15 protein-coding genes and 7 pseudogenes are annotated in these 22,348 nt (G+C 39.3%); 5 read left to right on the top strand and 17 right to left on the bottom strand.

Features of this window, described 5'->3' with window-relative positions:
* Positions 1-27: 27 nt before the first annotated feature.
* Positions 28-468: a transposase family protein gene (locus JCM19033_RS20680; protein WP_054637747.1), complete on the bottom strand. Its 441-nt coding sequence runs from the start codon at positions 466-468 to the stop codon at positions 28-30.
* A 90-nt stretch (positions 469-558) separates the two neighbouring features.
* Complete coding sequence (locus JCM19033_RS20675) at positions 559-1,128, bottom strand: DUF2306 domain-containing protein (RefSeq protein ID WP_306301422.1); 570 nt, start codon at positions 1,126-1,128, stop codon at positions 559-561.
* Between the two features lie 522 nt (positions 1,129-1,650).
* On the opposite strand from JCM19033_RS20675, the gene JCM19033_RS22820 reads away from it, so the two are divergent.
* The 3 genes from JCM19033_RS22820 (at position 1,651) to JCM19033_RS20665 (ending at position 3,173) form a co-directional block, all read left to right on the top strand.
* Positions 1,651-1,791: a TetR/AcrR family transcriptional regulator gene (locus JCM19033_RS22820; RefSeq protein ID WP_083465628.1), complete on the top strand. Its 141-nt coding sequence runs from the start codon at positions 1,651-1,653 to the stop codon at positions 1,789-1,791.
* Between the two features lie 109 nt (positions 1,792-1,900).
* Positions 1,901-2,248, top strand: a complete 348-nt coding sequence (locus JCM19033_RS20670; protein ID WP_198153604.1) for a hypothetical protein — start codon at positions 1,901-1,903, stop codon at positions 2,246-2,248.
* A gap of 13 nt (positions 2,249-2,261) precedes the next feature.
* Entirely contained in the window at positions 2,262-3,173 is a 912-nt protein-coding gene (locus tag JCM19033_RS20665) for a cation diffusion facilitator family transporter (protein ID WP_054637744.1), read from the top strand.
* A 70-nt stretch (positions 3,174-3,243) separates the two neighbouring features.
* Here the strand turns inward: JCM19033_RS20665 and JCM19033_RS20660 are convergent.
* The 5 genes and pseudogenes from JCM19033_RS20660 to JCM19033_RS20640 form a co-directional block, all read right to left on the bottom strand.
* Positions 3,244-4,046 (bottom strand): annotated as a pseudogene (locus JCM19033_RS20660) (ZinT family metal-binding protein).
* 889 nt (positions 4,047-4,935) lie between these two features.
* Positions 4,936-5,893: pseudogene (locus tag JCM19033_RS20655) on the bottom strand (2-hydroxyacid dehydrogenase).
* Between the two features lie 587 nt (positions 5,894-6,480).
* Positions 6,481-7,923 (bottom strand): PAS domain-containing sensor histidine kinase, encoded by a 1,443-nt coding sequence (locus tag JCM19033_RS20650; RefSeq protein WP_054637743.1) that lies wholly within the window; start codon positions 7,921-7,923, stop codon positions 6,481-6,483.
* Between the two features lie 148 nt (positions 7,924-8,071).
* Positions 8,072-9,310, bottom strand: coding sequence for a PAS domain-containing protein (locus JCM19033_RS20645; protein ID WP_054637742.1), 1,239 nt, complete (start codon positions 9,308-9,310; stop codon positions 8,072-8,074).
* A 201-nt stretch (positions 9,311-9,511) separates the two neighbouring features.
* Entirely contained in the window at positions 9,512-10,732 is a 1,221-nt protein-coding gene (locus JCM19033_RS20640; RefSeq protein WP_054637741.1) for an NRAMP family divalent metal transporter, read from the bottom strand.
* Between the two features lie 186 nt (positions 10,733-10,918).
* Here JCM19033_RS20640 and JCM19033_RS20635 point away from each other — a divergent pair.
* Positions 10,919-11,682 (top strand): annotated as a pseudogene (locus JCM19033_RS20635) (IclR family transcriptional regulator).
* On the opposite strand, the pseudogene accC reads toward JCM19033_RS20635, so the two are convergent.
* The 9 genes and pseudogenes from accC to JCM19033_RS20590 form a co-directional block, all read right to left on the bottom strand.
* Positions 11,648-13,035, bottom strand: a pseudogene (gene accC, locus JCM19033_RS20630) (acetyl-CoA carboxylase biotin carboxylase subunit). The pseudogenes JCM19033_RS20635 and accC overlap by 35 nt on opposite strands.
* A 41-nt stretch (positions 13,036-13,076) precedes the next feature.
* Positions 13,077-13,304 (bottom strand): annotated as a pseudogene (locus JCM19033_RS20625) (acetyl-CoA carboxylase biotin carboxyl carrier protein subunit); the annotation flags it as partial.
* 35 nt (positions 13,305-13,339) lie between these two features.
* Positions 13,340-13,549, bottom strand: coding sequence for a hypothetical protein (locus JCM19033_RS20620; protein WP_054637739.1), 210 nt, complete (start codon positions 13,547-13,549; stop codon positions 13,340-13,342).
* Positions 13,550-13,574: 25 nt separating this feature from the next.
* Positions 13,575-14,582: a biotin-dependent carboxyltransferase family protein gene (locus JCM19033_RS20615; RefSeq protein ID WP_054637738.1), complete on the bottom strand. Its 1,008-nt coding sequence runs from the start codon at positions 14,580-14,582 to the stop codon at positions 13,575-13,577.
* Positions 14,579-15,305, bottom strand: a pseudogene (pxpB, locus tag JCM19033_RS20610) (5-oxoprolinase subunit PxpB). The gene JCM19033_RS20615 and the pseudogene pxpB overlap by 4 nt, the downstream one beginning before the upstream one ends.
* 587 nt (positions 15,306-15,892) lie before the next feature.
* On the bottom strand, positions 15,893-17,152 hold the full coding sequence (locus JCM19033_RS20605; protein ID WP_306301421.1) for a (Fe-S)-binding protein: 1,260 nt from the start codon (positions 17,150-17,152) through the stop codon (positions 15,893-15,895).
* Positions 17,153-18,556: an FAD-binding oxidoreductase gene (locus JCM19033_RS20600; RefSeq protein ID WP_054637737.1), complete on the bottom strand. Its 1,404-nt coding sequence runs from the start codon at positions 18,554-18,556 to the stop codon at positions 17,153-17,155.
* Between the two features lie 263 nt (positions 18,557-18,819).
* Positions 18,820-19,646 (bottom strand): annotated as a pseudogene (locus JCM19033_RS20595) (ABC transporter permease).
* Positions 19,630-20,616: an ATP-binding cassette domain-containing protein gene (locus tag JCM19033_RS20590; RefSeq protein ID WP_054637736.1), complete on the bottom strand. Its 987-nt coding sequence runs from the start codon at positions 20,614-20,616 to the stop codon at positions 19,630-19,632. The pseudogene JCM19033_RS20595 and the gene JCM19033_RS20590 overlap by 17 nt, the downstream one beginning before the upstream one ends.
* Positions 20,617-21,101: 485 nt before the next feature.
* On the opposite strand from JCM19033_RS20590, the gene JCM19033_RS20585 reads away from it, so the two are divergent.
* Entirely contained in the window at positions 21,102-21,239 is a 138-nt protein-coding gene (locus JCM19033_RS20585) for a hypothetical protein (protein WP_157050012.1), read from the top strand.
* Positions 21,240-21,400: 161 nt separating this feature from the next.
* On the opposite strand, the gene JCM19033_RS20580 is transcribed toward JCM19033_RS20585, so the two are convergent.
* The coding region (locus JCM19033_RS20580) for a glycosyltransferase (protein ID WP_054637734.1) at positions 21,401-22,348 on the bottom strand (948 nt) is incomplete at its 5' end.

Below are 22,348 nucleotides of genomic sequence, written 5' to 3'. Positions count from 1 at the left end.
CTGATGTATCAGTTGAAGTAGAACGAATTAAATAGAGAAACGTATCATGGCTAGTGGGGGTGCCGAGGGTATGCTTATACGTTCAGCTGCTTTAGCACTCATAGAAAAAGCAAGTTCACGAAGTAATTCCTGTAATCGGTCAGTTTTCCGTTGGTAAGGGGAAACACCTTCCACTCTTTCAGTAAAGACTTTCACCTCGCAGGCGGCTGAGTGACAAAACCATTTTCTTGTCATAAGAAGCAAACTCACTGTTTTTCCATTTATGGAAAGGTCTCTCACCAGACGCGGATAGCGACTGTGCCTTTTATCAGTTACCTCGTGGCAGGTTGGACACCTTGCCGTTTTTTCTTTCATTTCTGCAATGACCTCAATGTCTTCTTCTGTTTCTGTAAGAGACAGAATGTTCATCCCTTCGATTGGCTTATAATTCAGGGAATGAGAAAACATCGCCAAAACTTCCTTTTTCATTCACTATTCCCCTATAAGATTGTATTTTAACCTCACCAAAAGTTCGTAAGAACCATTTCCACTTGACGGTTACAGCTGCCCGATAGTTTACTAAAGTCGATTATGTTTCTTGTGTACATCAGTAAACTTTTTTTCATAATATATCGTTAAAACTATAATGAGCGGAACAAAAACAAGGGTCGGAAGAAACCACATGAGCAGGTTAACTGATTCGACTTGCAGCAATCTTGGAGCACCAAACACTGTAAATGCCGTGATTGCCGCTATACAGGAGGAAAGCATCCCGATGATATGTTCAACAACCCAGTGAGAACTTGTTTTTGGTATAGAAATCCAGTATTTCAGTTGTGTACCGCCTAAAAACAGACCAACAATCGGAAAGTATTGAAGTAATGGAAAACCAATCACCCAACCGTATATCATGATTCCTATACTTGAAGTGATCAGCAAAATTGGAAATATCAAATCAACGGTATTACGGTGGGAGATTCTTCTCCCTTTAAACCGAAGGACACGGACACCATACCACGTGGTCGCCCCACTAAGAATTGAGATAAAAATTAGAAACCATGAGAACGGTGTGTCACCTGAAGCAGTGCCAGCATCCAAATAAATCAGGTAAATTCCCATATAAAATGCTGTTATCGAAACAGTTGCCATTGAACTAACAAAAACCCACCCGCTTCGCCTATGTAATTTTCCACCTTTTCTTGTTACTATTGGGAGCCAGAAAATCAGTAGTGCTACAAACCCGGAAAAAATGTGCAGCCAACGAGCAAGGCTAAATATGTACTCCAATTAAAATCCCCTTTCTTACATTATTAAACTCTGATATTTACTTTACTATAACTTCTCTGTCTCTTATAAGTATGATTATTTCTTTTATTTATAATAAACAATCCCATTACCTTTACAAACTACATGTCTACATCCGGCGTCCCATTCAACTTTTCTCTCCATTCATTTAAGTGAAAAAACACAATATATTTGTAAACTGATAGTCAGTTTGGTGTCACCCATTTTTTGCGTTATTTATTTTTATCCTTATAGAAGTATGTGCAACATGGCTTTCGTTCTTATCTGAAAACCAAAAGCACACGAATCTACCAACATCTGTCATGCATGATACAATAATGACTGACAGTCAGTCATTATTAGCTGCTTTCCTATGGAGGATTGAGAATGAACCGTGATAGTAAATATGAATTATTAGTAAATGCAGCACTTACTGTGATGAAAGAAAAAGGGTTTGAGAAAGCGTCAGTATCTCAAATCGTTAAAGAAGCAGGTGTTGCTCAAGGGACATTTTTATTTATACTTTGACTCTAAAAGCGCAGTTGTTCCGGCTATTGCCGAGACGATTTTACAAACTCTTTTCTCGAAAATAAAACAAAATTATAAAGCAGAAGAAACCATTTTTCGTACGCTTGAAATGATCGTTGAAGTTACATTTGATATAACGAAGGAGTATCGTGAACTCATTTTATTTTGTTACTCGGGACTTGCTTATTACCATTCGTTTGAACGTTGGGAAGAGATATACCAGCCTTATTATAGCTGGCTTGAGGAAAGACTTTATCAAGCAAACAAAAGTGGCTTCATTCACACGAATTTGGACTCAAATGCGTTAGCTAAAATGATTATTAATTTAATAGAAAATTCAGCGGAGACATTTTATTTAACAAATCAAAGTGAAACGAGCAAGGAAAAAAGTAAAAACCAAGTATTACTGTTTATCAGAAGTGCATTGACTGATTGTCCATCATCAAACAAAGCCTAGATGAGGTGTTAAGATGCATAACTATTATGCATTGGAAAAGAAGTTGTTAAAAGTTTCAGTTTATGGTGCGGTCATGTTTGCTGTGATTGGCATCGTTTTAGGGTACCTGATTTCTTCACAAATGATCATGTTCGACGGACTATATTCTCTAATTAGTGTGATGCTTAGTCTCATGTCATTATTTGCAGCACACTTTATTCAGAAGCGAGATACGAAAAAGTTTCCATTCGGGAAAGAGATGCTTGAACCTCTGGTCATTATTATTAAATATGCAGTCATGTTGTTCCTTTGTTTAGCTGCATTAATAACAGCAGTGGATGCCCTGCTTTCAGGTGGTCGAGAAACCAACGTGGGGTTTGCTCTTCTTTATTCTGTTTTATCCACGATAGCATGTTGTGGTATTTTTGTGTATCTCAAAAAACAAAAGCAAGGATCAGGGTTTATTCAAGCGGAAGCTAATCAATGGAGAATGGACACGATACTCAGTGCAGCTGTCCTAATTGGTTTTTTCATTGCAGCACTTCTGTCTTACACTCAATTTACGTTGTTAACTCCTTATATTGACCCACTTATGGTACTCATTTCTGCTGGTTACTTCTTGAAGGTGCCAGTGGTAGAAATCACAAAAGCTTTAAAAGAAGTACTAGAAATGGCACCGGACCAATTGATTGAAAAGAAATGTAAAGCTGTGATCCATTCCATCCAGGCTCACTATCAAATAGAAGATTCCGTGCTTCGAATGTCAAAGGTAGGAAGTAAACTCTTCATCGAAGTTGATTTTATTCTAAATGAGCAATCCAAAGTAAAAACCGTTGCAGAACAAGATTTAATTCGAGAGGAAATTAATAAGCGTACTAATGATTTACATTATAAAAAATGGTTGACAGTATCTTTTACTAACGATCGAAAATGGATCAATGGCTGATTGAAGCCTGAACGTGATAACAATAAAAGGAAGGAGTGCACATACATCAATGTACTCTCCTTCCGTAGTATTAATGAGCGATCATTTCATGAACAATATCCTCACTATCTAACTCAGAAGGATAGTAAGTAGGCCAGTTTGTTACATTGTCTAGTAGCTCTTCTCGATCATCTCCCCAATATAAATGGAAATGGTCAGAGTCCGTAGGAAGATGTTATGGTCGCTAAACTGAATGAACTGAGGCATGTCTTCATTTTCCTCTGTTAGTTCAAATATGAACCTTACTCCCCGGTTACCAGCTTCATAAGTAAGAATCTCATATCCATCATAGGTATATTCACCGGAATACTCTTCTTCGTCCTCAGAGAAAGTAACAGTACTACCTTCAATCACGATATGATCAACATCAGTCTCGTAACCTTCCTCATAGTATTTCTTATATTCCTCCTCTGTCATCTCCTCATTCTCTTCAGCCTTATGTTCAAACACTTCATCTAAATCTCCATCTTGCAAGTATGGGTAAACAGACTGCCATTCACCTTCCCAATCGGATAAATCTCGATCTTCAACCTCCTCGTCCTCAAAATATCCATCATATATTCTCTGACTGTCTTCATCATGGGCATGGTCATGGACATGGTCGTGATCGTGACCTTCTTCATCGTGGTCGTGGTCATGATTGCTTTCTTCTTGGTTATGTTCTTCGTCTTCATTATTATGTATTTCTTCCTCTTCGTTTTCTTCCAATTCACTTTCTACTGCCTGTTCTTCCTCTTCTTCAGCAGCCTCCTGACTGGTTTCAGCCTCTTGGCAAGCCACTAATAAAGCACTCATTGCTGCAATACTTGACCATTTGATTAATGATTTTTTCATAATTGACTCCTTTTCAAAGTGTAATAATTACGATTTAAATCCCAGACTATTATTTTCAAGGCGATAAGTAAACAAGCATTTTTCCAATATACCCCCTTATTCCTAACTTGTATTCATTCTTTTGGCATGTCACAGTTACGATTTTTTGTATAACACATATAAAAGCGTAATCATTACGATTTGAACTTTATTATATATACTTATTCCTGGATTGTAAACAGATAATAAAACATTTTTTCAGTTGGTAAGGTATTGGGTTTCACCAACAATAACTACGCTTTCCTTATGAGAATATCCGATACAAGCCTTTTTTCTGATGCCTTGATAAATACTCACATCCCTCTAATGAGGGAAACTTATTGGTTTTATGAAATGAAAAACTTACGTGTTAAAAACTAAAATTGTTATCCCTAACAAGCTGGAAAACGTTGCAATTTTGGATTCTTCATAAAGTGTGAATCCAGGTAGTATTTTCCATTAGACCATTTTCACGCCTGAATAGTAATCTTATAGCTACGTCATTGTAAAGAAAACAGTCCACATGCCTTCTGAAATAGTGGTGATACTCGTTTTGAAATCAGAGCGGCGATAAAGTCTTCAATTCTTCAATTCCTATAGCCAATACAGTAATCAAGCTATATAATAAAGCAAATGAATTACCTTCTAATAATTTCAAAAAATGAAAAAAGCCAGGGGATACTTTTACAGTAATCTCCCGGGCTTTTATCCTCCGTGGCGTTGCATAGCTATGAGTTTTCTCTTGTTCAGACTGATTTATATATATACGGAACCCTTGAGAACCTAAATTTTTTTGGGTCTAGGCTCCCATTACCTAACACCGCTTGTCATTAATTTACTCGATATTGGAAAATTCTACCGTAACACTTTATTAGACAATAACATCATTAATTAAACTAGGCGGCTTGTTCCCTTGTAATCCTTGAATTAGATTTTCCACCGCAAGTTCAGCCATTTTGTACCTGGTTTCTGCTGTCGCTGACCCAATATGCGGCAATGTAACACAGTGATCCATTCGTAACAAAGGACTCTCCGGGTCAATTGGCTCTTCCCTGTATACATCTAACCCAGCGGCCAATATATCCTTATCCTCCAGGGCTTTTATTAGGTCCTCTTCCTTAACTACTTTCCTCGAGAGCCATTAATAAAAATTGCACTTTTTTCATGAGTTTAAATTCTCTTTCCCCGATTAGATTAGCAGTTTCAGGAGTCAGTGGAACCATTACACAAACGAAATCAGAGTTCTGTAACAGATGATCAAGGGAAACATAGGAGGCATCCAGCCTATTTTCCATGCTTGGCTTTCTTGTACGATTATGATAAAGAATGTTCATTTTAAAGCCAAAATGAGCTCGCTCTGCTACTGCAGCGCCAATCCTGCCCATTCCTATCATTCCTAATGTTTTATGATGAACATCATTACCAAATAATTCTTCTGTGATAGAAGCCTCCCACTTTCCAGCTTTTACGTAACGATCAAGCTCAGGCATTCTTCTAGCGGTAGCAAGAAGTAAACCAAAAATTGTGTCAGCAGTGGTCTCAGTTAATACATCTGGTGTATTTGTTGCCATGATGCCTCTTTTTGTTAATTCCTCGATATTCAAGTTATTGTATCCAACAGATACATTGGAGACAATTTTTAATTCAGGTGCCTTATCTAGTAAATTTTCATCAATAGTGTACCCTGAACCAATCATACCCTTTGCTGTAGGCAGGTGGTGAAAAAACTCTTCGCTCTCTGGAGAACATTGATAAGCGTCGCAGAAAGAGCTTAGCTTTTCCATCAAATCTTCGGGAATACGGTTATAGACAATGACTTTTGGTTTCATGACTTCACTTCCTTTACGTTAATGTAGGGGTGTATCCTATCAAATTACTGTTTCTTTATTTTACTTGCAACAGGGAACAGGTCATATGTATTGAAAATGCTACAGAAGTCTGGATTTAGGAGTTTTATCCTGTTTTGTTATCATTTGGTTTTAACTCTTTATAAAGAAGGAAAAGGTTCTTTAAGCAAATGATATGTCCTTAATGAGTCATTTGCTGATGCTGAGTATCACTTCTTATTTATTGTTCGGAGAACCTCCTTTTGCAACCATCGGATGATTCTGGTGGTTGTTTTTTTGTTCCTTCATACAGTAGGGACTGAAATACCAAGATTCATATAAAATTACTTTGAGATCAATTTTTCCTTTTTCAGATATAAATTTTTAATTAAAAGAGTGAGAAAGAAGTATGAGTCTTCTCTCATACTTCTTTCTTCTTTTATTTATTGTTACACTCCTACATGTGTTTGTTTTTGCTTCCTCATTTTACTACTATGAAGATATAAAGAGAGTTCATTCTTCATCGTGTCTTTTTTTGATTTTGGCCGAAGACCAACAAAACTGTTATCTTGCCTGTAAACATAGGAATTTCATTTTTCTCTAGGCAATCTTATTGTTACAGTTGTTCCTTCTCCTTCTTCACTAGCAATGTAAATCTCCCCATGATGCTCTTCAATGATTTTGTAACATACCATTAAACCCAATCCCGTTCCTTTTTCCTTATTAGAGTAAAATGGTTCACCGAGTTTCCTCATACGTTCCGGTGAGATTCCAATCCCATCATCTTCTATTTCAATTTCAACATACGAAGAGAACTCTCTAGCCTGAATTCTCAACATTCCGCCGTGCGGCATTGCTTCAATAGCGTTTTTTAGTATATTCAGAAATACTTGTTTAATTTGGTTTGAATCACAATAAATCGGTAATACTGCCGGTTGATAACAGGTTTGAATTTCTATGCTGTGCATAGCTGCTTGCGTTTTGACCAAAGCAAGAATGTTATGAATAACATCAGCCACGTCTTCTTCTTTAAAATGAACAGCTTGTGGTTTAGCTAATGTTAGAAATTCATTTATAATGATTTCTACCCTGTCTAGTTCTGAAAGCATGAGATCCGTATATTCAGACTCTACTTTACCCTGAAAAAACTGTGTAAACCCTTTCACTGTTGTTATAGGATTTCTCACTTCATGGGCCACGGCTGCAGCTAGCTGACCAAGCGCAGACAGTTTTTCCGATCTTCTTAGTAATTGTTCTGTTTTCTTTCTTTCATGTATATCTCGAGAAATCGCTGATATCCCTGTTACCTGTCCATCTTTATTCTGGATGGGAGAAAATGTGATACTTACATCAAATACTTCTCCGTCTTTTCTTCTTCTAAGAGTTTGGTAGTCTATGACTTCTTCTCCATTTTTCACCTTCTGTAATGCCTGTTTTGTCTCCTGATGTAATTCTAGTGGTGCCAAGTCATCAAAAACATTAATATCATCCTTGTCACAGAATCCGTACAGGTAGTAAAACGCCGGGTTCGCTTTTAACAAGTCGCCCTCAAGCGTAAGAATGGATATCGCATCGGCACTATGAGTAAATAATGCCCACAGCTGCTCTTTTGTTTCTTGGAGCTCCACTTCCATTTCTTGACGTTTTGTAATATCCCGTCCAATTGTCACCAAGTACTTTCGTTCTCCTAGACTACTAAATTGAGGGGCTTTTACTATTTCAAAAGTTCTCACGTCTCCGTTAGGAAGAGTGACATTTTGTTCATATTGGAGAATTCCTTTTTGCTTCCAGGCAATCTCATCTTTAGGGGATGAAATGAGAGATAAATTGTACATAGGTTTTCTGCTTAATAAATTTGACTCCCTTTTCATTCCAACCAGCACTCTTGCCGAGTCATTCATCTCGATCAGTTTGTCTCTTTTGTTTTTAAAAAGCACAAATTCAGGCATAGCATTCAGTAACGAAGAAAGCTTCTCCTCCCTGTCTTCGATCTTCTTTTGAGCTTTCTTCTTTTCTGTGATGTCTTCCATCATCCATACACTGACACTACTCTCTTCTCTACTTTTACAGGAATATTCGTTACCTTGAAATACACTTCCTCTCCCTTTGAGTTTATACACACTGTCTCATAGGCCTGTGGGGTACCATTAGCTGCCAGTGTAAAATGCTTGTTGGTGTGGGCTAGATAATCGGGATGAATCCAAGGAGAATAAGGCCGATCAACTCCTCTTTTAGATAACCAAGGAAGGTGCCCGATGGTGTGTTCATTGAAACAACCCTTCCTTTTAAATCAAGAGAAAAGACATGATAAGGGCTATGTTCAAAAAGAGACTTATACCGTTGCTCAATTTCCTCCAGCCTTCTTCTCGCCTGCTTTTTTTCTGTAATGTCTCGTCCTGTCACTACCATTCTCTTGACCTGGTTCCGATCCTCAACTACAGGTTTTATGGTTAAGGCAAGATCAATGTAACGGTTATCCTTTCGACGATACCTAAGTTCTACCTTCCGTTCTTTTTTTGTGAGAACCGCCTCTTCAAACACCTGCTTGGCAAACGATACATCATCTCGATGCAGCAAATCAAATGTACTCGTTCCTTCTACTTCCTCGACTTCATAACCTAATATGGAAGTATTGGAAGGTGTAGCATACTGAATTGTTCCTTTTGCATCCAGGACGCATCCAGCATCTCCTGCATGTTCAGGAAGAAATCTGGCTTCTACTTGTTTTTCTCGGCTCTTTTTGTCCAGAGCCAAACTAAGCAAGTCAGCGCAAGTTGTTAGAAAGTCTTTTTTATCGTTTGAAAGAGAAATATATGAAGGAAGAACGTATATTAATTCACCAGCCAAATCCCCGTTTATATGCAGGGGGACAACAAAAGAAGACTCACGATCCGGCTCATTTTGTTCAATAGTAGAAAATATATCGTTGCTGACTGAAAGAAGAGCCCTCCTCCCATGTTCAATCATATATACAGAAAAACCTTCCAAACCTATATAATTACCAACAGAGCTTCGCACTGACGTTAGAATGTCTGAAAATGGTGCATTCTTTGCTATCATATGAATAATTGCTTTATAAGTTTCCTGGGGGAAAGTGACTGGATCGTTAAACCTTGGAAACTGAAACAACAAATGAGTCGAATCTAACAGGCTTACTTCTCCATTTAGACTTCGATCTGCGAATAAAGCCTCTACCTCAAGAGATATTTGTTTCCCAAAACTCTCCCTCTTATGTAGGGTATCAAGGAACATTTTTATCCTTTTGACTTGTTCGTTAGGTATATAAGAAAAGATATTTCTTCCAAAGTCCTCGGTACGAAAAGCGTTTTTCCCTTTTTCGTTAACAAACTTTATGGCTCCCTCTAAAGTAGTGATAAAAAGAGGGATACTCACTTTATCATATAGTTCCTTCGCGCCCACCACTTATCTCCTTCTGAGGCAAAGTGCCCCACTTAATCTAGACTATTGGAATTATACCAAACTTTATATGTATAAAATTTGTAATCTGAAATTAATGTAAGGAGTATTCAAGGCGAAGAATAATGAACCCCGTACTTAATGATCTTCTTCCACGTACAATAAACCCAATTGTCATTCCAGACAATTGGGTTTTAAAATTCATTATGAAAATAATTGTGGGAATGTTTGCAGGAGAGTGCGCACCCCTAAATAAGCAGTTAATACAACAATAATACCTCCAAAAACGGTCATCCAGACTGGATGCTTATAGCTCCCAACAATGGTTGAACGGTGGGCTGCCAAAAGGATACACCCTAAGGTAAGGGGAAGGATTAATCCATTGAACGCCCCTGCCAGAACAAGAAGCATTACAGGCTGACCGATCATGGCAAATACTCCTGTTGAAAATACAATAAAGCCCACAGTCCAATAGTTTTTATATTTTTCAATGCTCTCATGAAAAGTAGTTAAGAAGGAAACAGATGTATAAGCCGCTCCTATGACCGAGGTAATTCCGGCTGCAAACAGCACTAACCCAAATATACGGAAGCCGATTTCACCCGCTGCAATTTGGAAAACAGAAGCTGTTGGATTATCCTGATTTAATGCAAATCCAGCAGACACAACTCCAAGAACAGCCAAAAATAGAATAGTTCTCATGATAGAAGCAACAATAATGCCGGAGATCGCCGTGTTTGTCACGTACTTTAAATTTTCTTTACCAGTGATCCCGGCATCTAATAATCTATGTCCTCCGGCAAAGGTTATATATCCTCCTACTGTTCCACCCACGATGGTAACAATAGCAAGAAAGTCTACCTCCAGTGGGGCCACCGAACGTAAGGCCGCCTCCCCATATGGCGGGTTGCTCCCAAACATAATATAAGCAGTAAAAAGTATCATCAGTGCACCTAAATAACGTACAATTTGATCCATTGCCGCGTTTGCTTCTTTTAAGAGGAAAATAGCAATACATATCACACCAGTCATTATAGCTCCAACTCTTGTATCCAAACCAAGAAGAGCGTTCACTCCCAGCCCTCCCCCTGCTACATTTCCAATGTTAAAGGCAAGACCTCCCAAAACAATAAAAAATGCAACGACATAACCTAATCCAGGTAAGACAGCATTCGCAATTTCCTGCCCTCTCATTTTTGTGACAGCAATAATTCTCCATATATTCATTTGAGCCCCGATATCGAGGATAATAGACACTAAGATTACAAAAGCAAAACTTGCTAAAAGCTGTTCTGTAAACACAGCTGTTTGAGTTAAGAAGCCGGGTCCAATAGCAGAAGTAGCCATCAAAAATGCTGCCCCCGTTAAAGCCCTAATTCTTTCTTTTGAAGTTAATCCTTTCTCCGTAAGCGGAGTATTCGCCATTTTATTTCTCCTTCCTTACTACTATGATCGATTAAACGTGTCCACCCAAAACGTTATTAAGTGGTTTAGACGAAAATAGAGTTGTTTTGTATACTAAAGGTAACAGCTTGCTTTTTCTTAGATTTAAGAAACGCCCTCAAGCTAAAGAACTGACCTAAATACATACTCAAGCTTGGAGGAGTTATCATGAAAAATCAAAACAAAACTGTCACAAAGTCAATGGCACTGCTTACTCTCTTTCGGCAACATGAAGAATTAACATTGCAGGAGTTGGTAAAGCTTTCCGGTATTCCTAAAACCTCTGCCCACCGCATGGTCGGAGCCCTGCTAGAAATGGGCTTTCTACAAAAGGAAAAGGACGGAAGGTACTCTCTCGGCATGCTTTTTCTTGAGTTTGGCCAGCTTGTGTCCGAACGTCTGGATATACGTAAAGCGGCCTTACCTGTTATGCAAAAAGTCAATCGTGAAACCGGAGAAGCATCAACCTCGTCGTTAAAGACCAGTTGGAAGCCATCTATGTAGAAAAGCTTGAAGCCAGTCACCCTGTTCGCCTTTACACTAAGATTGGAAGAAGATCTCCTCTGTATGCCGGAGCTTGCCCTAGAATCATCCTGGCCTATACAGAAGAAACTGAGCAACAAGCTTATATTGAGAAAGCAAATTTGATTCCTTTTGCCTCAGGAACGATCACGAGCAAAGAAAAATTGCTCCAATCATTGCACCGCTCTCGTATCGATGGCTATACTATCAGCTTCTCTGAGTTAGAAAACGATACCGTTTCAGTTGCGGCACCCATTTTTGACTACAAGAATTCAATAGTAGCTGGGATAAGTATAGCTGGGCCTGAAACCCGTTTTCAAAAAGATCAATTCCCTTTTTATATAAACAAAGCAAAGGAAGCAGGGAAAACTATTTCTAAAAACCTTGGTTGTCAGTCTTTTCCTTTTTAACAGAGCTCCCTTGATGATCTAAGAAATGTTCCATGAAGCTTGTGTCAAAGGCACCGGTTTGAAACTGATAATTTTCCAACATCTGTAAGTGTAAAGGAATGGTCGTTTGGATATTACCTATTTTCAAGTCCGTAAGCCCTCGCTTCATCCGGCTGATCGCTTCTTCTCTCGTTTTCCCCCACACAATCAGCTTAGCAACCATTGAATCATAAAAAGGCGTGATCTCGTATCCCTTGTAGACAGCCGTTTCTATCCTCATTCCAAATCCTTGCGGAGGAGCAAATTCAGTGATCTCTCCAGGGGAAGGTCTGAAATTCTTTGCCGGATCTTCAGCATTGATTCTACATTCAATCGAATGGCCGTCTAGAATAACTTCTTCCTGGGTAAAAGAAAGGGGTTCACCAGCGGCTACAGAAATCTGCTCCTTCACAATATCTACCCTTGTAACCATCTCTGTTACAGGATGTTCAACCTGAATTCTTGTATTCATTTCCATAAAATAGAATCGATTATGCTTGTCTAAAAGAAATTCCACAGTGCCTGCCCCGCAATAACTCACTGCTTTAGCAGCCTTAATAGAAGCTTCTCCCATCTTTTCCCTTAGTTCAAGGTTTAAAGCCGGAGAAGGTGCCTCCTCAATAAGTTTTTGGTGGCGTCTTTGTATGGAGCAGTCTCTCTCACCCAAGTGAACGACATTTCCGTGCCGGTCAGCTAATAGTTGTACCTCAATGTGCCTTGGTTCTTCAATAAATTTTTCTACGTAGACCCCTCCATCACCAAATATAGATTTTGCTTCATTTTGTGCTTGCCGTACAGCTTTTTCGAGGCTTTCTTTATTATCTGCTTTTCGCATCCCTTTTCCCCCGCCGCCTGCACTTGCCTTTGCTATAACAGGGTAGCCGATTTTTTCAGCTATGGTTCGGACCTCTTCAAGCTCATCTATCACCCTTCTGTTCCTGGTACCGTAGGCACGCCTGCACTTTTCATTGTCTTTCTGGCTTCGGCCTTTTCGCCCATTTTGCGTATCGCTTCTGAGGAAGGTCCGATAAAGGTAAGGTTCACAGCTTCACACAGCTCTACGAACTTGGGCTGTTCTGACAGAAATCCATATCCCGGGTGAATAGCATCGGCATTGGATAATAATGCGGCGCTTATGATATTTTCCATATGCAAATAACTTTCAGAAGCTTGTACGGGTCCAATGCAATAGGCTTCATCTGCTGTTTTCACATGGAGTGCATCTTTATCTGTTTCAGAATAAACAGCTACACTCTGGATGTTCATTTCCTTACAGGCCCTGATGATGCGAATTGCAATTTCTCCTCGATTAGCAACTAGTATTTTCTTAAACATATAATCCCCCTTTTTCTGCTTCTTAGTTACAGTGCTTGGACCTACTTCACCTTAAATAAAGGCTGGCCGTACTCTACAATATCCCCATCACTTACAAGCACCTCTTCAATCTCGCCCTCTATTCCCGCTTCTACTTCATTAAATAGCTTCATCGCTTCTACAACGCAAACAACGGATTCTGGAGTAACTTGATCTCCACTGTTCACATAGGAAGCCGTATCAGGGTCCGGTGAAGAATAAAACTTTCCTACCATAGGGGACACGATGGTTTTCTCTTTTACTGTTTCTTCAGTATTATCATTTTTTATATTTTCCGGATCTTTAGAAGCTGACTGCCATGTTCTAATTCATTTTTTACACTATCATTGTTTGACTCTTTTACACTGACAGAAGCCCGTTCCTTATTCCCTTTGTTTATGATAAGTTTCACTTCACTATTTTCAAATTGAAAATTCTCTATTGGTGACTCTTCCAATTCTTTAATCATGGTTTTTAAATCTTCAATAGTAAACATTTCACATCTCTCCATATCAATTTAGTTATGAATGATCAAACTTAATGGTTATTCCAGTCTGTACTTCTTTCATATCCTGTTCTTTTTTGAAAAGAAGTTCTTCTGCTTCCTGGATAGTCACTTCTTCAAAATGAAGAGAATCCCCCGGTTTCAACTGTGCTAATCTTGGAATATCAGTCTGTATTACTTGTGCGATCCTTGGATACCCGCCTGTCGTCTGGCGATCAGCCATCAGGATCACTGGGTTGCCATCTGATGCCACCTGAACAGTCCCAAGAGCTACAGCTTCTGAAAGAATGTCTTTATTTTCATCTTTTTGTAAGAGCGGCCCCCTAAGCCTGTAACCCATTCGATCAGATTGAGGGTTGATTTTAAATTCTTTTTGAAAGAACTTTCTTTTAGCATTATTGGTAAAAAGGTGAAAATGCGTACCCTTTATGACTCGAATAGGACCTTTTTCTTTTAAAGGTAGAAAAGACTTTCTATTAATACTCCAGGTAGTGGTATTAAAGCGATCACTCTGCCCTGATGACAGGTAAGAAAAGACGCGGCCGTTCTTTTCATTTGTTTTCCCCGCCTTCAAAATGTCCTCTGCTTGCAAGGGCCGTCCATGAAAACCACCTATTTCAGCCCGTAAATATGTACTTTTACTATTCATAACTTCCGGAACGTTGATTCCTCCCGCAAATGCTACGTATGCACGGCAACCCTCACTGCAGCTTCCCATCTTTACAACATTATTTTTCTTTACTAAAACAGGTTTTCCAAGGGGAAGAGGTATTCCCTCAATAGAAGGAGTGAAATCCCCACCAACTATGGCTATCACCGCGTCATTTTGAAACTCTAACACCGGTCCCTTCAACGTCATTTCTAATACTGCTTCATCTTCTCGATTACCCACAAGCATATTAGCGAGCCTAAGAGAATATGGATCCATTCCACCGCTCACTATAATACCTTTTCTTTGATACCCATGTCTCCCAAGGTCCTGAACGGTTGTCAGGAGGCCCGGCTGAAGAATGTTAATACTCATTTTCCCACCTCCTCATAAGCCTGATATTCTGCCTTTGATATAGGCTTAAAACGGACAATATCACCAGACTCTAATAAAGTACGAGAATCACCTGTTGTATCAAACAACGATAAGGGTGTTCGGCCTATAATCTGCCACCCCCCTGGTTGATAAGGAATAGACGCCGGTTTGTGCTCCTGCAATTCCTACCGATCCACTCGGCACACACGTCCGCGGATTGTCCAACCGGGGTGTGGAAATTTTCTCCGACATCCCACCTAAATATGGAAAGCCCGGGGCAAACCCAATCATATAAACTAAATAATTTTCACTGGAATGAATCTCTATGACTTCCTGAGGAGTAAGCCCATTATGAGTGGCCACATTTCCTAAATCCGGCCCAGTCTCTCCTCCATAATAAACAGGTATTTCAATTGTGCGTGGTTTATACTCTGTCTCTTGATCAATAGCAGAGAGGAGCTTTTCTACCTTTTCTTTGACTACTTCAAATACAGGTTTATTAACTCGTGTTGTTTCAACCTGAATAGGGTTATAAAAAATAGTTACTCCTGTATAAGAAGGTATGTACTCTACCATTTCTGGCAGGGGCTGTTTTTCAAGTGAAAGGGATAATAGTCTTACCTTCTTGTGAATGGCTGGACAAAAAGAATCCCCAAAGGAGACAGTGACTGCCGTTTCATTTAGTGGATACACCTTTACTTCTGGACTTGATGAAGCTTGCATATATTTCCCCTCCTTTTCAGTTTTCTTAAATTCCGTTTTACGGAACAAAAGATCCACAATACGGAATATATAAAAGTAATTATAATTGTGTGAAAATAAAATAACAAGTGCTGCCTTTAACAAACACATATCTTAGCAATCTATCCCCCTTACAAAAATAGTGATTTGAAGGAACTGCATTAATAACTGGTAAAAGAACCAGTAATCTTTATTCCTTAGCTCCCCTTCTGTGTTGCTCCATATGGAAAATTCTGCGAAGACACTCGAAAAAATGTAATAAGAAATCAAAATAATGAAGTGAAAAAAAGCATAAAAAAAAACCGCATGTAGAGATTCCACTGCGGTTTTTTAAACCCTCGTCCTATTTTTCCTAAAATTCCTACATTCAAGTAAATAAAAAGAAATCTATAGGACAAATAATTTTTAAGATTACACGTGTTGTAAACCACTCAATCCATAAAAAGCTCGGCAACTATAGACCGAGCTTACTATTATTGATTATTCAATACCGCATGATTCAGCTAAAATATCTACTAAATGAACTCCTTGAACTTTCCCTTCTAAACCTGCCCTTTTGATTCCCAGCCTCATTTGCAGCAAACAACCTGGGTTACTAGAGGCAATAGTAGTGGCTGTTGTTTCCTTCGCATATCCCATTTTTTATCCAGTATTTTCATGGACTCTTCGTAATGTATAAGATTGTAAATTCCCCCAGACGCACAACACTCGTTACTTTTTTCCATCTCAATATATTCTGCTCCAGGAATTGAAGCTAATAATTCCTCAGGAGCACTCGCCACTTTTTGGACATTCGTTAAGTGACAGGATGGTTGATAGGTGATTCTCCCTTTCCACTCCTTCTTAAAAGGGAGTGGGCCAAGCTCTACAAAAATCGCTGACACATCTTTTGATGCAGCGGAAAACCGTGAAGCCCTTTTCTTCCAATCAGGATCATCCTTTAATAAATGGTCATATTCCCGGAGGATAGCCCCACAGCCTCCCGCGTTATTAATAATATAATCAGCTTCTGTTTCTTCAAACGCCTTAATATTTTCTTTTGCAAGATCTTTAGAAATCGAACTGTAGCCCTGGTGAGCGTGAAGCGCTCCACAGCAATTTTGCTTATTTGAAATATGAACCTCACAGCCAATGTGCCTTAATAATTCAATTGTTAAGCGGTTCGTTCTGTTTAAAACTGCCTCCGAAACGCAGCCTGTAAAAAATGCGACTGTTGCTTTCTTTTTCTTATAGGGTTCCAAAACCTTTCCTCTTTTTACTCTTTTTCCTGGCCCTTCCACTGATGGCAATATTTTTTCAATTTCACCGATTGGTTCTGATATTTTTGAAAGTAGATTTGTCTTCCCTACAAGATTGCTTAGACCAGACCTTTGGTAAAGCCATGTCGCATTCCCCCCGGCCCGCATAAGTCCTGGCCGTGTAAATACTTGTCGCAGTAGAATACCTTTTAAGCCTTCTGCCTTTGTTGATTGCTTTGTATCTTCTTCATACTCCTTAATCGTATCTTTGGCTGACTCAAGTATATGACCATAAGGTACGTTTACAGGGCAAGCTGTTTCACAGGCCCTGCACCCAAGACATAAATCAATCGGTTCAGATAAATCTTGTGATAGATCAATCTTCCCCTCAGCCGCCATTTTTACCAGGTTAATTCTTCCTCGGGGAGATGCTGATTCTTTCCCCATGGACATGTAGGTAGGACAAGAAGGAAGGCAATAACCGCATTGAATGCACTGGTTTGTCGCACGGTACGCTAAATCATAGAGCTTGTGTGAGTGTACCTTTTGTTCTTTTTCCCATTTCTTTGTTTCTTCCTGTGTTGCAGCCATTTACGTAAGCACCACCTTGGTTTGTCCTTCTTTTGCAAACATTTTACCAGGATTTAAAATATTATTTGGATCCCATGCATGTTTAATAGATTTTAAGAGTGCAACCCCTTCTTTTCCGTATTCCCGTTCCAAATAAGGAGCTTTTAATGTTCCGATTCCATGTTCCCCTGACAAGGTTCCCCCCAGTTCAAGTGCCGCCTGAAAAATATCACCAACAGCATCCTCTACCCGCTTCATCTCTTCTATGTTGGTTTTGTCTGTAATAATATTTGGGTGAAGGTTGCCATCTCCTGCATGTCCAAATACTACTAGATTTAATTGGTAGCGATCGCGAATGTCGTTAAGCTTCTCCATCATTTCAGGAATTTTGCTTCGAGGGACTGTTGCATCTTCTGATATTTTAGTGGGACCGAGTTGCGTGATGGCAGGAGATACTTTTTTTCTCGCTGTCCATATATCGTTTCTTTCCTTTTCACTCTCCGCTACTTTAATTGTTAATGCTCCAATTTCTTCACAGATTTCACGACTCTGCTCTATTTCCTCCTGAAGGGCCAGAGGATGTCCGTCAACTTCAAGTATCAACAAAGCTCCGGCGTCAATAGGAAGTCCGCTCGGTTCAAAATGTTCCACAGCGCGGATACAAGCATTGTCCATCAATTCCATTGCTGCCGGCAGAATTCCCTGAGAAAGAATATTCGTAATAGCTCTCCCACAATCAACTGGATTGTAGAAGGTGGCCATCATTGTTTTTCTGTCTTTTGGTTTTGGAATCAGTCGGAGGGTTGCTTCCGTAACAATTCCAAGGAGGCCTTCGGAACCGGTAATTAAGCGCGTTAGATCAAACCCTGTAACGTTCTTTACTGTTTTTCCTCCCACTCTGACAATTTCACCCGTAGGCGTGACTACTTCCATTCCAATAACATATTCCTTTGTTGTTCCGTACTTTAGTCCTTTCGGACCGCTCGAATTTTCAAGTATATTTCCCGCTATGGTAGAAACATGAGCACTGCTTGGGTCTGGCGGATAAAAAAGCCCGACTTTCTCAGCTTCATTATGAATGTCAGAAGTAAGTACACCTGGAGATGTAATCGCAATCATATTTTCCTTATCAATAATCAGTTTGTCACGCATCTGAGACATATCAAGAACTAAACCGCCTTCTACTGGCAGCGGCCCTCCACTCAAAGAGGTAGCAGATCCTCTTGGATAAAGAGGGAATCCGTATTGATTGGCAAGCTTTACTATTTCGCTGATTTCCTGTGCGCTTGACGGCTGGGCTACTCCTTCAGGAAGATATTCACCAAAAGAAGCATCAAAGCTATAAGAGTAACGATCAGATAATTCAAAATGCAGTTTATTTATTGGTAAGATCTTTTTTAACTTATTTTTCACTTCTTCGTTCATCGAAAATACTCCTCTCTCACTACATATACTTCATAGTAATGAAATTTTCTCACAAATGAAAAAATAAATCCCTTTGAAGAAAAAAATCCCTCTTGAAAACTTTCAAGAGGGGTTCTATTCTTATTAGGAATACAGATACATATTAATGGTTGCATCATTCAGAGAAGGAGCCTCTTCTGGCCAAATTATTTCCCTTACCATCTTACTGGTGAATCGAAGCGTACTAAGTTACAACACTTGCTCATCCTCTTTACCTAAGCCTATTACTTTTTATTTCGGTATAAATACATAGTAAGGGGAGCAAAGACCACAAGAAAAATAGCCGAGGCCAATAACACCCATGCGATTGCTTCTCCAGTCACATTTCCGTGCATAAACCCTCGTACTGCATCTACAAGTAATGAAATGGGGTTCACATCCACAAAGCTTTCAAGCCAGGAAGGTAACGTTTCCGGATCAACAAAGACATTACTTACAAACGTCAGTGGAAAAAGAAACATAAAACTAACCATCATAAGGGATTTTTCTGAACGCATGATGATACCCAGTGTCGTCCACACCCACGATAAACAGAAGCAGAAAATAAGGATCATGCCAACCGCTCCTAAAACTCCGATGAATCCACCTTCCGGCCGGAAGCCAAGAATAAAGCCAAGGGCTAACATAATGGCAGAAGCCCCAGAATACCGGATCATATCTACCAATAGCGCGCCGACCAGTGCAGATGGCAACCAAATGGCAGTGTCCTGAAACGGTCAAAAATCCCTTTACGAATATCATTATTTAAATCGATACCTGTGTACATTGTAATTTGAGCTACCGTCATAACGAGAATACCTGGCAAGAGAAATTGGAGGTATTCACTGGTAGATCCAGCAATGGCTCCCCCAAAAAGGTATGTAAACATAAGAAGAAAAATCACAGGAAATACAGTAACATCAAACAATTGCTCGGGCACATGCTTTATTCTTAGCAGGGCCCTTGATGAAAAGGTTAAAGAGGAAGAGAGTGCTGTAGGGCGTTCAGGCCGATTTCGCGAAGTAATGGCCTTTTGTAATTCTGCTTCCCTAATCTCATTTGGCTGGTTCATCTTCTTCCTCCTCTTTCACTTCCGCATTTTCCCCTGTTAACGTAAGAAATACCTCATCGAGACTTGGTTTCCCTAATGAAAAGTCACTTACCTGTATGTTTTCATTTACTAACTCGCCCAGGGATACGGCCACAAGAGATGCATCGCTCACCTGAGCAGACAAATTGCCCCCTTCAGGAGAAGAATGTATCGTAGTTTGAAGCTTATCTTGAAGAATTTCGATGGCTTTCTGCTTATCTTCCGATTGTTCAAGCTGAACATGAAGCGTTCCGGCTCCAACGGATGCTTTTAATTCACTGCTTGTGCCTTCTGCAATTATTTTCCCTTGATTGATCACGGCAATACGATCTGCCAGTTGGTCTGCTTCTTCTAAATACTGAGTGGTTAATAAAACAGTAGTACCTGCATTTACCAGGGTGCGGACGATTTCCCAAACCTGGTTACGACTTCTCGGATCAAGACCCGTAGTCGGCTCATCTAAAAATAAAAGATCCGGGGTAACAATGAGACTTGCTGCAATATCAATTCGACGCCGCATTCCACCAGAATAATTTTTCACCTGCTTTTTCCCAGCGTCTTCAAGTCCAAAAGCAATTAGAAGTTCCTTTGCTCGGGATTTTGCTTCCTTCCTGGAGTAACCCGCAAGCTTAGAAAGGATAACGAGGTTTTCCACCCCGGTCAAGTCCTCGTCTATGGAGGCATATTGTCCAGTTAAACTAATTCGCTCGCGTACCTTTGCTGCATCGGACACAACGTTTTGCCCAAAAATGTGAGCTTCTCCTCCGTCAGGCTGCATTAACGTGGCAAGCATACGAATGGTTGTTGTCTTCCCTGCTCCGTTTGGTCCCAAAAATCCATAAACCATTCCTTTTGGAATAGCCAGATCCACTCCGTCCACGGCCCTTTGCTTGCCAAATACTTTTACAAGTCCTTTTGCCTCAACCGCAAAATCATTATTCACTATTCTCACCCATTTGTTAGTAGCTCCTTAAAAACTACACTGCACTGCTTATGACTATTTATCAATCCTCTGTTTAGTGGTTTATGATTATATTTCTCTTTTATTACTTTGATCCATCAACGAAGAGTAATTTTTTCGAAAAGCAGTTTCTTTCCTTTTTTTAACCGTTTTTGTTTAAAGAACTAATATGAAGCCATCGCTTTTATTCTAGCTTAGTTTCTCTATTTTTCCGAGGGATCTTTTTTCAAGCTCCCTTCTCGGTTTATTGAAAGAAACAAATACCACCCTGGTGAACAGTATGCTTGTTAATCGTTGTACAATGAGTCTCCCCAAAACTCAAAACTATTATTTGTCAGCATATCTCTTCCTGCTATCTCATAGTTATAAGCAGAACTCTATCATTCACAGAAACAATCTCAAGTAGAGGAACAAATGATTTGGACCTTTTTCTTCGTCTGTTTATTCAAGCCAAACTTATTAGGGAGAGTGATCACATGATGTTATTGCATGCTATGGACTGGTCTATCTTTAAAGCGACTGGAACTGATTTATTAACCATGGGGGTCATTTTATTAACGATGGTAGCTTTAATTGCATACCAGATCTTTTTTAAGGATCCAAAAGAGGAATGAAAGTATTACATAAAAGCATATGTTCCTACGAAAAACTTTTTTCTATTCCAAGAAGGCAGAATGAAGTTTTTTCCCATTGTATTATCTGCACACATAAAACAAGACATTCTCTATCTCTTGTCTGATGGCGTCATTTTCTATGTACGCCTTTATGAATATAATTATTTATTACGTATGAGCCGCTTGACTGTTATTCCTGCTTCTCTTATAGGTTTTGTATAACGCCAGATCCGGCTTTCTTGTATATTCATATACTTATCCTTAAACATTTTTTTTTGTTTCACTAACTCTTTCACTTCATCTTTTAAATTTTCATTTTCTTTATATAGCACACTGATTTCATTTTTCAAGTTTTTCATTTCATTTTCCAGTCTTTGTGTGGGTTTCAGCTCATTTTCTTTCTTGCTTACTTTCGTCGGTGTACTTGGGTAGGTAGAGAGAGTTTCTGACGAAGTAAACAACCCTGCGTGTAGTGGAAACACTTCTTCTATGTCTTCAGTTTTCGACACTGGCAGGGACTTAATTTTTTTTACTTGATTAGCATTGTTACTATCGCTGGCAGAATGAACGGTCCTTAGAAAAGTTGGATATTTGGAATCCATGATCGTCGGGCTGACAAAATCAACTTTGGAGTGAACCCCGTTGTGATAAATTGTTGGTATCTCATTGCCTGTGTTCTTTGTAACAGAATCGTATGTATTGATATAAGAGAGACCTAAAGCAATTTTAGGGGCATAATGCTTATGGATGGATATGTATTTTTGTAGTCGATCATCATACAACGCTGAAAAACCATTAGGAAATGTAACACAATATCCTTCAAACTGTGGATCAACGTATTGATTTAAACGCTCTATGAAATGAACAGATAAGCCATCATCATCATCTAAACGGGTTGTACTATATGTCAGGTCATGATTAAACCTTTTAAGTTCTTCTGTAAAACAATCAAGGATAATATTATCAACAGTGTCATACGGAGGAAGGGAAATAACCTTAGCCCAGGGATATGGACGTAGTAAATCTTCTAATTTCTTAAGGCTTTTTTCTGGTAAAAGCTCAGAAGTCAAAACTAAGAGAGTAAAATTATCTGCTGTCGGTTCTATTGT

The organism is Thalassobacillus sp. C254 (assembly GCF_001310615.1).
The sequence above is the reverse complement of the archived record's forward strand: the minus strand, read 5'-3'. Positions and strand labels throughout refer to the sequence as shown.

Coding starts and splice junctions, on each gene's coding strand:
- JCM19033_RS20680 (WP_054637747.1), bottom strand. CDS start 468: ATGAAAAAGGAAGTTTTGGCGATGTTTTCTCATTCCCTGAATTATAAG.
- JCM19033_RS20675 (WP_306301422.1), bottom strand. CDS start 1,128: ATGGCAACTGTTTCGATAACAGCATTTTATATGGGAATTTACCTGATT.
- JCM19033_RS22820 (WP_083465628.1), top strand. CDS start 1,651: ATGAACCGTGATAGTAAATATGAATTATTAGTAAATGCAGCACTTACT.
- JCM19033_RS20670 (WP_198153604.1), top strand. CDS start 1,901: ATGATCGTTGAAGTTACATTTGATATAACGAAGGAGTATCGTGAACTC.
- JCM19033_RS20665 (WP_054637744.1), top strand. CDS start 2,262: ATGCATAACTATTATGCATTGGAAAAGAAGTTGTTAAAAGTTTCAGTT.
- JCM19033_RS20650 (WP_054637743.1), bottom strand. CDS start 7,923: ATGATGGAAGACATCACAGAAAAGAAGAAAGCTCAAAAGAAGATCGAA.
- JCM19033_RS20640 (WP_054637741.1), bottom strand. CDS start 10,732: ATGGCGAATACTCCGCTTACGGAGAAAGGATTAACTTCAAAAGAAAGA.
- JCM19033_RS20620 (WP_054637739.1), bottom strand. CDS start 13,549: ATGTTTACTATTGAAGATTTAAAAACCATGATTAAAGAATTGGAAGAG.
- JCM19033_RS20615 (WP_054637738.1), bottom strand. CDS start 14,582: ATGAGTATTAACATTCTTCAGCCGGGCCTCCTGACAACCGTTCAGGAC.
- JCM19033_RS20605 (WP_306301421.1), bottom strand. CDS start 17,152: ATGGCTGCAACACAGGAAGAAACAAAGAAATGGGAAAAAGAACAAAAG.
- JCM19033_RS20600 (WP_054637737.1), bottom strand. CDS start 18,556: ATGAACGAAGAAGTGAAAAATAAGTTAAAAAAGATCTTACCAATAAAT.
- JCM19033_RS20585 (WP_157050012.1), top strand. CDS start 21,102: ATGATGTTATTGCATGCTATGGACTGGTCTATCTTTAAAGCGACTGGA.